Annotated in this window: 7 protein-coding genes; 4 read left to right on the plus strand and 3 right to left on the minus strand. The window is 51.0% G+C overall.

The features are described from left to right. Window positions 1–211 precede the first annotated feature (211 nt). Complete coding sequence (locus tag AUK29_03690) at window positions 212–529, minus strand: hypothetical protein (protein ID OIP64823.1); 318 nt, start codon at window positions 527–529, stop codon at window positions 212–214. 375 nt (window positions 530–904) lie between these two features. Continuing rightward, window positions 905–3,100, minus strand: a complete 2,196-nt coding sequence (locus AUK29_03695; protein ID OIP64829.1) for a 1,4-alpha-glucan branching enzyme — start codon at window positions 3,098–3,100, stop codon at window positions 905–907. A gap of 459 nt (window positions 3,101–3,559) precedes the next feature. Between AUK29_03695 and AUK29_03700 the strand changes: the two genes are divergently transcribed. From AUK29_03700 to AUK29_03710, 3 genes are all read left to right on the plus strand, one after another. Further along, window positions 3,560–3,958, plus strand: a complete 399-nt coding sequence (locus AUK29_03700; protein ID OIP64824.1) for an ABC transporter ATP-binding protein — start codon at window positions 3,560–3,562, stop codon at window positions 3,956–3,958. Between the two features lie 246 nt (window positions 3,959–4,204). Continuing rightward, window positions 4,205–6,289, plus strand: coding sequence for a translation elongation factor G (locus AUK29_03705; GenBank protein ID OIP64825.1), 2,085 nt, complete (start codon window positions 4,205–4,207; stop codon window positions 6,287–6,289). Between the two features lie 88 nt (window positions 6,290–6,377). Further along, window positions 6,378–7,088, plus strand: coding sequence for a hypothetical protein (locus AUK29_03710; protein OIP64826.1), 711 nt, complete (start codon window positions 6,378–6,380; stop codon window positions 7,086–7,088). A 347-nt stretch (window positions 7,089–7,435) separates the two neighbouring features. Here the strand turns inward: AUK29_03710 and AUK29_03715 are convergent, their stop codons facing one another. After that, window positions 7,436–7,891 (minus strand): hypothetical protein, encoded by a 456-nt coding sequence (locus AUK29_03715; GenBank protein OIP64827.1) that lies wholly within the window; start codon window positions 7,889–7,891, stop codon window positions 7,436–7,438. A gap of 240 nt (window positions 7,892–8,131) precedes the next feature. Between AUK29_03715 and AUK29_03720 the strand changes: the two genes are divergently transcribed. Continuing rightward, complete coding sequence (locus tag AUK29_03720) at window positions 8,132–11,725, plus strand: chromosome segregation protein SMC (GenBank protein ID OIP64828.1); 3,594 nt, start codon at window positions 8,132–8,134, stop codon at window positions 11,723–11,725. The last annotated feature ends 213 nt before the right edge of the window (window positions 11,726–11,938 follow it).

The raw sequence follows: 11,938 nt of genomic DNA on the forward strand, positions 1-11,938 counted from the left end.
TCTGGGGTCATCCGCCCGCTCAGATTGAGAATCTCGATCCCCACCACTGTACCTTCCGCGTTGAAATCCAGAACCACGCCAGGCTGTACCTCTTCCGATTCAACGATGGAAGCTTCATCCAATCGGAAATAGAGTGCGTCATTTTCTTTATCCACTTTTAACCTCATGATTTCCTCCTTGCTCGACGGTCAAAGAACGCCGTAACCACTTTCTAACGGGAGGCTACTCGCCGTCTCGTTGAATGGCTTGTTAGATGCTTCTTTATTATTTTTGATTTTAGAGGGTATCTCTCAGGATTTTCGAGGTTGTCAATTTCTAAATCAACATCCAAGTCAGGCCAGTATAAATGATAGCCATGAAGCAATTGAACATTCTGTATGGAATTTAATGTCTGGTCTTTAAAATAAGGGTAATCCTTATAACTCAAAAAGTATTCCTTTTCTTTTTCTTTTACAAAGAGCCAAATTCCAAAGGGTGTTATATTTTCAACGCTTATTGAAATGCCTTTGCCATGCTTTAATGATTTCATTTTTATGCGCCTCAACAATTTTTTGAATTTCGTTCAGCTTTCTCGGGTTCAATCCATGAGATATAGCTAATGATATTATGGGTTCTATCCAAAATTTAGCTTCTCCATCCTCACATGTTACATGGATATGGATTCTATCCTCTTCGTTTAAAAGGAAATAAAATCTATACCCTTTTTCCCTGAAAATTGAAGGACTCATACCAGTTTTATTTTTTTATCAATTGGTTAAGATAAGTCAAATGGTATACTATGCATATACTTGTGTCAATTTAAAAGAATGTCTAACAGGGCGCCTGGCGCCGAGATGCAAATCTGACCGTACGTTCGGCTGATTGTCTTCTTCGATTTGTCATAGAAAAAATACCGTCTCTTTTCCTACGCCGGTTTGAAAAAGACCGCCCCGAGGGGAGGGATCACGATCTCGATGGAACAAGGTTTGCCGTGCCACGGGATCGGCTCGGAGCGGACCCCGCCCCCGTTTCCCAGGTTGCTCCCGCCGTAGAGGCCGGACTCGCTGTTGAAGATCTCACGGTAATAACGGTGTTCCGGCACCCCCACCCGGTAGGACCACCGCGCCACGGGTGTGAAATTGCACACCACCACGATATAGTCATGCCGGTCTCTGGCGAGTCGGATGAACGATACGATGCTGTTTTCCGTGTCATGCAGATCAATCCACTCAAATCCGTGGTGGTCAAAGTCGACCTGGTGAAGGGCCGGCTCCCGGACGTAGAGTCCGTTGAGGTCCCGGACGTAGTTCTGCAGGCGCTTGTGCTCCATGAAGCCGGACAAATGCCAGTCCAGACTCTGATCGTACCTCCATTCGTCCCACTGACCGAACTCTCCGCCCATGAACAGAAGCTTCTTCCCCGGATGGCCGTACATGAACCCGTAGTAGAGTCTGAGATTGGCCATCTTCTGCCAGACGTCGCCCGGCATTTTACTGAGCATCGACCGTTTCCCGTGGACCACCTCGTCGTGGGAGAGGACCAGCACGAAGTTTTCGGTGAAGGCATACAGGAGCCCGAAGGTAAGGTTGTTCTGGTGGTATTTGCGGTGGACCGGATCCCTGGAAATATACGTGAGGGTGTCGTTCATCCACCCCATGTTCCACTTCAGATCGAAGCCCAGACCGCCGAGGTAGACCGGCCTCGACACCGCGGGCCAGGCCGTGGACTCCTCCGCTATGGTGAGGATCCCCGGATAGTACTGGTGAACGACCTCATTGAATTTTTTCAGAAAGCCGATGGCCTCCAGATTCTCATTTCCCCCGAATTCATTCGGAATCCACTCCCCCGGCTTCCTCGAATAGTCCAGGTAGATCATGGAGGCGACGGCATCAACCCTCAGGCCGTCGATATGGTACTTCTCAAACCAGAACAGGGCATTGGAGATGAGAAAGTTTCTCACCTCGTTTCGACCGTAATTGAAAATCAGGGTCCCCCAGTCTCGGTGCTCCCCCCGGCGCCGGTCCTGGTGCTCATAGAGACAGGTCCCGTCAAAGAAGCCGAGCCCATGCCCGTCCTTGGGAAAATGTGCCGGCACCCAGTCGAGAATCACACCGATTCCGCTCTGATGGCACTGGTCGACAAAATACATGAAGTCATCCGGGCTGCCATGCCGGCTGGTCGGCGCAAAATATCCGATGGCCTGATATCCCCAGGAGGCGTCGAGCGGGTGTTCGTTGACGGGGAGGAGTTCAAGATGGGTATAGCCCATCTCCTTGGCATAGGGAACCAGCATCCGGGCCAGTTCCCGATAGGTCAGCATACGGTTATCTTCTTCCGGTTTCCTCGCCCACGAACCGAGGTGAACCTCGTAGATCGCGATGGGTGATTCGAACCAGTTGGTCTGCGGCCGCTTCTCCATCCAGTCCTCGTCCTTCCACGGGTGTTTTCTGATATCACAGACGATGGAGGCGCTCTTGGGCCTCTGCTCGAAACGGAACCCGTAAGGATCGGCCTTGACCGTCTCGAAGTTCTTATACTTCGACCGGACAAAAAACTTGTAGATCTCCCCCTCGCCGAGGCCGGGGATAAAGATCTCCCAGATGCCTGATGAGTTGAGAAAACGCATCGGATGCCTTCGGTTGTCCCAGCGGTTGAAGTCCCCGATCAGACTGACGTAGGTTGCGTTGGGCGCCCAGACGGCGAAATGTACGCCTCGAACCCCGTTCCGTTCGGTGGTGTGGGCGCCGAGTTTCTCATACTTCTGGTAATGGCTCCCTTCGCCGATCAGATAGAGATCGTAGTCCGTGAGCACCTGTCCGAAGGAGTAAGGGTCCTTGAACTCCAACGTCTCCCCTTCCGGGGTTTCCACCCTGAACCTGTAGGGGAAGATCCGGCTCCTGAAATATCGGGCAAGGAAAAATCCCAGGGGATCGATCTTCGCCATGGGATGGCGCACGCCTGTCTCTTCCTCAACCACCCAGGCCTTCGCCGCCTCCGGAAGGAAGGCCGTGACCTCGATGCTCTGCTGCGCTTCCACCCCAATGAGGCGCATCCCGAGCACGGAAAAGGGATCCCCATGCCGGCCCTGGGTAATCAGCGCCAGATCATTTTCCCATGGAATATGGGGTGGATCCACACGTTGCTGCTTCACTTGTCTCCCTTAGTGGCCCTATTCGTAAATACGGTGGCATTCGAATTGCCGAGATGATACAACAAACCATGTTTTTTTTCAAGTGTGAATTGCTCTCTTTGCTGGGACAGAAGAATCTTCCCTCACCGGACGCCATGGGAGAAAGGTTCGCTCATTTCTATCGCGGGATTTGGTTTTGATATGAAGACTTGATCTTTTCCAAGGTTTCGGATAAATTAAGAATTAAGTGGCCCTATTCGTAAATACGGTCGCATTCGAGGGTCGTAGGGCGGCCTCATCTGCGTTCCGCTCCTTGCGGCGTACCAGAGGGTACGCCTCAGTCGCGCGCCTTGATAAGACCGCCCTACGACCCTCTCGGTACGTTACCATATTTACGAACAGGACCACTAAACCGTTCATACCTTGATTTCATCTAAAAAGGAGACGACCATGAGCCGGAAATCAGACTATGGCATTCAAAAAATACTCCCGTGCAGTTATGAGGAGGCCTTACCCAGGGTTAAAGAGGCCCTTTCCAAGCAGGGTTTTGGAGTCTTGACTGAAATTGATGTCCGGGCCGTTTTAAAGAAGAAGCTGGATATTGATTTTAACAAATATGTCATCCTGGGCGCCTGCAATCCCGCCATGGCCCATCAAACCCTCCAGGAAGAAATAGAGATCGGCCTTCTACTCCCGTGCAATGTCATTGTTTATGAAAATGACATGAAACAGACCGTGGTTTCTGCAATCGATCCGGTAAAGATGCTTGAAATCGTAGAGAACCGGAATCTGACCCCGAATGCCGAAAAAGTCAAGCTCATGCTTGAGAAAGTCATATCATCACTATAGATCAAATCAAAATCGAATCAAAATTTTTAATTGACATTTGTATTTATTTATATTAATTTATTAGGATATTGAAAAATATGGAGTGATTTTCTGTTTTGGTATTGAGCCGTTTCCCTTCGAACAAAGGATGCCTCGAAATATCTTCCGGATTTTTCAGTAGACAACTTTAAAAATCAAGATGCCGCTATTTCAAAAGAGGATTTTTTCACTTTTCAGGAGATGTTTTAAAAACAAGAGGTAGATAACATGACCAGTACGGATTCAAAGAAACTTCGAAACATCGGTATCAGCGCCCACATAGACTCGGGTAAGACAACCCTGACCGAGAGGATTTTATATTATACAAACCGAATCCATGCGATACACGACGTCAAAGGCAAAGACGGCGTAGGAGCGACCATGGACTTCATGGAATTGGAAAGGGAGCGCGGCATCACCATCACTTCCGCGGCCACGCACTGCACGTGGAAAGACTCCTTCATCAACATCATTGATACCCCCGGACATGTTGATTTTACGATTGAAGTGGAACGCTCCCTCAGGGTGCTGGACGGCGCCATTCTCGTCCTTTGCGCCGTAGGGGGCGTACAATCCCAGACATTGACCGTGGACCGCCAGATGCGGCGTTATCATATCCCCCGCATCGCCTTCATCAACAAGTGCGACCGGTCCGGCGCCAACCCTGAACGGGTGATCCAGCAGCTTAAAGAGAAATTAAATCATACGCCCGTAGCCATTCAGATTCCCATCGGACTTGAAGCCGATCTCAAAGGAGTGGTGGACCTGGTGGCCATGAAGGCCTGCTATTTTGACGGGGCCAATGGAGAAAATCTCCGTATTGAAGATATTCCCGAAGAACTCAAGGACAAGGCCGAGGCAGAGCGCGAGAAGATGCTGGATACGGTTTCACTCTTTTCGGATGAGCTGACCGAAGCTCTTCTGGAAGGACATGTCACGGAAGAAATCATCCATGATGCCATCAGAAAAGGGACCCTCTCTCTTTCGATGATCCCGGTCTGTGTGGGTTCCGCGTATAAAAACAAGGGGGTTCAAACCCTGCTCGATGCCGTTACACGCTACCTTCCGAGTCCGGAAGACATGAACTATACGGTTCTGGACCTGGATCAGGATGAGAAGGAAATCCCGCTGATCCAATCACCGGATGAGGCGGCCGTGGCTCTGGCTTTCAAGATCGAGGACGGCCGGTACGGACAGTTGACCTACATCCGCCTATACCAGGGCAGGATCGCAAAAGGAGACACCTTATATAACAGCCGCAACGGAAAGAAGTTCAAGGTCGGCCGGTTGATCCGCATGCATGCGGACAAAATGGAGGATATTGATCTGGCCTCTTGCGGCGAGATTGTCGCCCTGTTCGGAATTGACTGCGCATCCGGCGACACCTTTACCGCAGACGGCATGAACTATGCTCTATCTTCCATGCATGTCCCTGATCCCGTGATCAGTCTGATGGTGACTCCTAAGGATAATCAATCACAGGAGAACATGTCCAAGGCCCTGAACCGTTTCTGCAAAGAGGATCCCACTTTCAGAAGCCGCGTGGACCCCGAAAGCAATGAGACGGTCATCTCCGGGATGGGAGAACTTCACCTCGATGTCTACATCGAACGCATGAAGCGTGAATACCATGTGGAGGTGGAAACCGGCATGCCTCAGGTGGCATACAGAGAGACCATCACGTGCAGGGCCGATTTCAATTACACGCACAAGAAACAGACAGGCGGCGCCGGGCAGTATGGCCGCGTGGCCGGATACATAGAGCCCTATCCTGACGAAGACTACCATTTCGAGAACCAAATCACCGGAGGGGCCATTCCCAAGGAATTCATTCCGTCCTGTGACAAGGGTTTTCAGGCATGCCTGAAACAGGGTAAACTGATCGGTTTTCCGATCACCCGGATTCAGGCCGTCATCAATGACGGATCCTCACACGCCGTAGACTCCTCGGACATTGCTTTCCAGCAGGCGGCCATCGGCGCTTTCCGTGAAGCCTATGCCAAGGCCAAACCGATCATCCTGGAACCGGTCATGAAGGTCGTGGTGGAGGGGCCTTCCGAATTTCAGGGCTCCATTCTGGCGACACTGAACCAGCGCCGAGGCATCATCTCCTCAGCCACAGAGAACGGAGTCTTTTCGATCATTGAATCCGAGGTCCCCCTCTCCGAGATGTTCGGTTACTCCACGGTACTCCGGTCCGCCACACAAGGGAAGGCCGAATTCACCATGGAGTTCGCCAGATACAAACCCGTTCCCCAGAGCCTTGCCGGGGAACTGATCAAAGAATTTTCATCTCAGAGAAAAACGGCATAGATTCCCCTGTATATTTGTGCTATACTTTCTCACCAGTTTCTTTTTCCTTCCTTCACATGCCGGGAAGGTCCGGAAAGGAACGGGGAAAATGCTGAAACAGGAGTTTATCTTGAAAAGTCCGATACGAATCCTGCAGAAAGCCACCCAAGGGGGATTGGATAAGGGAAATCTGGGTGTCTTCATGGCCCGGCCAGGGGTGGGAAAGACCGCCTGCCTGGTTCACGTCGCCCTGGATTGTCTTTTTAAAAAACAGAAGGTGGCCCATATCGGCATTGGAGAGTCCGTAGAGAAGATCCAGCTCTGGTATTCAGAGATCTTGTCGGATCTCTGCAAAACCTTCGACATGAAGGACCCTAAAAAACTCCATGAGGAAATCGAACAAAACCGGTTGATTCTTTCCTATGCGCCGGCGGCTTTCACGGTGAAAAAACTTGCGCAGGATCTGAAAGAGCTCGCGGAACAGGGCGGCGTGGCGCCGGAGGTCCTTTTAATAGACGGTTTTGATTTTCGAAACCTTGATTCCGGATGGGACACCCTTGCCGCATTTAAATACCTGGCTGCGGAACGGCGCATGGAAATCTGGTTCTCTGCTCAAACTGAACGTGATGCAAACATGGACGGCCATGGAGCCATCCCTGCTCCGTGCCGTGACGTGGAAAACTTTTTTTCAGTCATTCTTTTTCTGGAGCCGACCGGCGACACCATCCACCTGAAACTCCTAAAGGACCATGATCACCCGATCAATCTGAAACTCCCTCTCAAACTCAACCCCAACACGCTTCTGCTGCTGGACGAATAAAAAAAGCCCGGAACCGGGCCGTTTGCCCCCGGTACAGGCCTCCTTCTCGCCCTGCTAAGTGGTCCTGTTCGTAAATAGGGTGACGTACCGACTTGTACTCGGTTTATCGGTAGAGGGTCGTAGGGCGGTCTCATCAAGACGAGCGACCGTATTTACGAATAAGGCCACTAAGTGGTCCTGTTCGTAAATATGGTAACGTACCGAGAGTGCCGTAGGGCGGCCTCATCAAGGCGCGCGACTGAGACGTACCCCCTGCGGTACGTCGCAAGGAGCGGAACGCAGAGGAGGCCGCCCTACGGCACTCGAATGCGGCCGTATTTACGAATAGGACCACTAAGCCTCTGAATCTAATCCTGTGCCATTCTTTCGATGATATCCGTCAGCGTCACATGAATGTCATCACTTGGTATGATCTCTTTTTCATGGAAACTGAAATAGACGTTTCTCCATGTGCTGAAATCCTGAATCGCCGCAAAAATTTGTTCCCTCACCATACTTTGAATACAGTCCGGCTCCACCCTTCCCGTTTCGACAAAGATCTTCCCCAATCTTCTGTTTATGGATTCATTCTTTTGTTTTGCAAGAGAAGCGGCCACATCTTCCCGGGTCAGGAATCCTTTCTGGATCAGCAGGTCTCCCAAAGGGGTGGACGACGGCGCATCCGAATCAACGATGTTGCCATTCAGAAACCGCAGGGTCCCCCTCCCCTTTTCCGCCTCCAACGTCAATTCACCGGTTTTCTTCTGCAAGGAGGTAATCAAGAGAATGTCTTCCAGCGTATACCCATCTGCAAAATGAGCCATGTGACCCTCCCATGCTGTTTTTCAATCTTTTATGTTTTTATTATTTCATTGTTCCCATTGGATGTCAATTTTTTCTTTCAAAACAATGACAATATTACACTTTAATAAAATGATCCGCATCAGGTCTATATCTTGTGGTCAATAATCAATGGCTTCATTTTATTGTATTTTTTTTATTTTTTTTCTTTACACCAAGGGCCTTTTATGATAAATATTCTGAAACATTTCAGGAGAAGGCCCATGCGATTCAAAACTATCGAAATGATTGGATTTAAATCTTTCCCCGACCGGACCAAAGTCGTATTCCAGCCCGGAATCACCTCAATTGTCGGGCCTAACGGATGCGGGAAGAGCAATATTTCCGATGCCATCCGGTGGGTCTTGGGCGAACAAAGCGCCAAACAGATCCGAGGCGAACGCATGGAAGACGTGATTTTCAACGGGACCCGATCCCGCGCCCCCATGGGCATGGCGGAGGTCACGCTGGTCGTCACCGATCTGGGCGCCGGCATCTCCTCGGATTTTGCCGCCTTTGATGAGATCCAGATCACCCGCCGGTACTACCGTTCGGGTGAAAGCGAATACCTGATCAACAGGATTCCGTGCAGACTGGCCGATATTCGTGAACTCTTTATGGATACCGGCATGGGCGCCAAGGCCTATACCATTATCGGTCAGGGGAACATTTCCGCAGTTTTGAACGCAAAACCCAAGGACAGGCGGTTCCTCTTTGAAGAGGCCGCCGGAATTTCCAAATACAAGGCCCGCAAGGATGAAGCCCTGCGCAAGCTCGATCGCACACGGGAAAACCTCTCCCGTGTAAGGGATATCATCGCGGAAGTCAACCAACAGAGAAACTCCCTGAACCGTCAGGCCAAAAAGGCGGAACGATACAAGACGTACAAAGACGAGATCAAGGAGATCGACCTCCATCTCTCTTCCCTCGAGTATGCCGCGATGTCCGGGGAATGGAAGGAATTGGAAGAGACCTATCAGAACCATAAAAAAAGAGAAACGGAACTCCTTGCCGGATCTTCCTCTAAAGAGACGCACATTGAAGAGCTCGAACTCGAGGTCCTGGACAGGGAAAAACGCATCACCGAACTGCAGGACGAGAACCGCCTTATCGAATCCGATATTTCCAGATGTGAAAACCGCATCGAGGTCCTCTCGGCAGAGACGTCGCACCTGAGCAGTCTTGCAGAGGGATCCAACCGTGAGATCCTGCGTCTGCAGGAAGAGATCGCCAAAAATCAGTCGGCCACAGCCATGCTCGATGAAGAATACGCCTCCATCTCCGGAGAAACCGAGGAAAAGAAACATCGGCTTGCGGAACAGGAAACGGAGTTAAGCGGTCTGACCTCAGATCAACAGCAGGAAGAGTCGGAGCTGGAAACGGGAAAAGGGAGACGTTCGGATCTGATGCAGCAGATCGGGATCCAGAAGAGCCGGATCGAAAACCTGGTCCAGCAGAAGGAATCCATCCTAAAAGTCGCCGGCGGCTATGATACAAACCGTATGGAGCTCACGGCCCGTCTTTCAGAGACCCGGAAACTTCTGTCGGAGAAGATGCAGCAGCTCTCTGATCTCCGAAAAACCATGGATGAGATTCGTACCGAGCATGATTCCATCCATACGGTTCTCGATCAAAAACAAGAGGCATTGACAGCCGTCCAGGAACGGTTTTCTCTCCTCCGGGAACAGATCGGGCAGGAAAGTTCCCGCTTCGGCGCCCTGGTTGAACTCCAGGAAAACCTGGAAGGATATGACGATGGAATCCGATCCTTGCTGCACCGGAAGACGGACGGCGATGAATCGGGATCCCTCCCTGAAATTCATATTCTGGTCTCTGAAATCTTTGAGACCGATCCCATGTACGAGACGGCCATAGAATCGGCGATCAACAACCGTTACCAAAGCCTCGTCATCAACAGCCCTGAAGATTCCATCAAGGCCGTGGAATATCTGAAGAAGAATGACATCGGCAGGGGATCCTTTATTCCTCTTCACCCAAAGAATCGGAAGATGGATCCTTTTATCATGAGAGACGGAACCGGCGTGGTCGGCGAGGCCCTGAACCTGGTACAGTACAATCCCCAATATGCCGGTGTCGCAGAATACCTCCTGGGGGATGTCGTGGTCGTGGAATCCTTGGAGCAGGCCATGGCGCTCTACCGCTCAAACGGTTTTCATCGCACGCTGGTGACTTTGAACGGCGACGTGCTGGATCCGTCCGGCATGGTGGAAGGGGGGTCGAGGAAAAAGAATACCAGCGGTTTCATCCGAAGAAAAAGGGAGATACGTGAACTCTCCATATCCATGGATGCCCTGAGGGATCAGCTTGCCCAGGCAGAGGAGCAGAGGGAATCTCTCTCCCGTGAGATCGGGAAGACCAAACAGGAGCTCGGCGGCATAGATGCCAGACTCTCGACCATCGAGGCGGAGAGAGTTGTTCTGGAAAAACAGGCCTCGACCCTGGAAGGGAATGCCGCCCATCTCTCCCAACAGATCGAGGGCCTCTCACACGAAAACCAAAACCGTTCATCGGATCTTCTCATGCTGGAAGAAAGTATGGCTTCAAGCCTTCATGAACTCCGCGGGATGGAAACGGATCTCGAAGAGAAGAACGCATGGATCGCCGCCTGCGCCGAGAGGGTCCAAACCCTGCGGGAACGGGTTGACCAGGGAAGAAGGACCATCACTGAAGGACGTATCCACCTGGCGTCTCTCATGGAGAGACATGCCTCTCTTCTCTCACATATCGAAAAAAATCACGACAACCTGAGCAATCTGAACGCCCTGATTGACGCCCGGCTGCATGAGATTGAAGAGTCCAAGGGGAGGATCCTTCAGGCTGAAGAAGAAAAGACACGGACAGAGACCACGATCCATTCCCTGATCGAACGAAAGGAAGCGCTGCACAGCAGAGTCACCCAGGAGCAGGAGGCCTTCGAATCCAAGCGGGGAAACCTTCAGGAAGAACAAAAGGAATTAAAGGAACTCCGCCGGAATATGGAAAACCTCAACCGCCTTATCAATGACCTGGAAGTCAGGCGTACGGAACTATCCATCAGGATGGAGCACCTCCAGTCGATGATCAAGGAAAGATACCAGGTTTCAATCCAGGAGGTCTTGCCGAGGTTTCAGGATCGTGAGATCGACAAACAGACTTCTGAGGAACACCTCGCTGAATTGAATCGTAAGATCGAACAGATGGGCCCCGTAAACATTTTGGCCATCGAGGAATACCATGCCCTTCAGAAGCGGTTTGACTTTCTCACGGCTCAAGAGGCGGATCTCCAGGAATCCGTGGAGAGCCTCATGACCGCCATCCGCAAGATCAATCATACATCCAGGGAGCGTTTTGAGGAAGCCTTTGACGCCATCAATGAGAAATTCAAGACCGCCTTCACGGAACTTTTCAACGGGGGTTATGCAGAGCTGAAACTCGAGGAAGGTGAAGACACCCTTGAAGCCGGTGTGGAAATCATTGTTCAGCCTCCCGGGAAAAAACTCCAACACCTCTCCCTCCTTTCCGGAGGCGAGAAGGCCCTCACGGTCGTGGCCCTGATCTTTGCCGGTTTTCTGGTCAAACCGAGTCCCTTCTGTCTCCTCGACGAGGTGGATGCCCCTCTTGATGATGCCAATGTCCTGCGCTACAATCAGATGCTGAGCAAAATGTCCATGAACACCCAGTTTATCGCCATCACCCACAACAAGAACTCCATGGAGTTTGCAAGCTCCTTGTACGGCATCACCATGCAGGAACCCGGTGTTTCCAAGATGGTCTCTGTCCGCTTCAACGATAACCATGAGGCCAGGATGAGCGCATAGTCCATTCCTGATCATCACTTTTTAAGAATAATAGATCATCTCCAAAAGAGTGGGTGAAAACATCAGGGTTCAAGGGGTCAAGGATTCCAGGGTTCAAGTGGAGTGCTGAAAAGATCAGGGGTCAAGGAGTCAAGGGTCCCAGGGGTCAAGTGGAGTGCAAAAAAACATCAGAGGTCAAGGGCTCCAGTGTTTTTCTCTGGATATTTTGCTTAT

The organism is Nitrospirae bacterium CG2_30_53_67, assembly GCA_001873285.1.
Taxonomy (GTDB): Bacteria; CG2-30-53-67; CG2-30-53-67; order CG2-30-53-67; family CG2-30-53-67; genus CG2-30-53-67.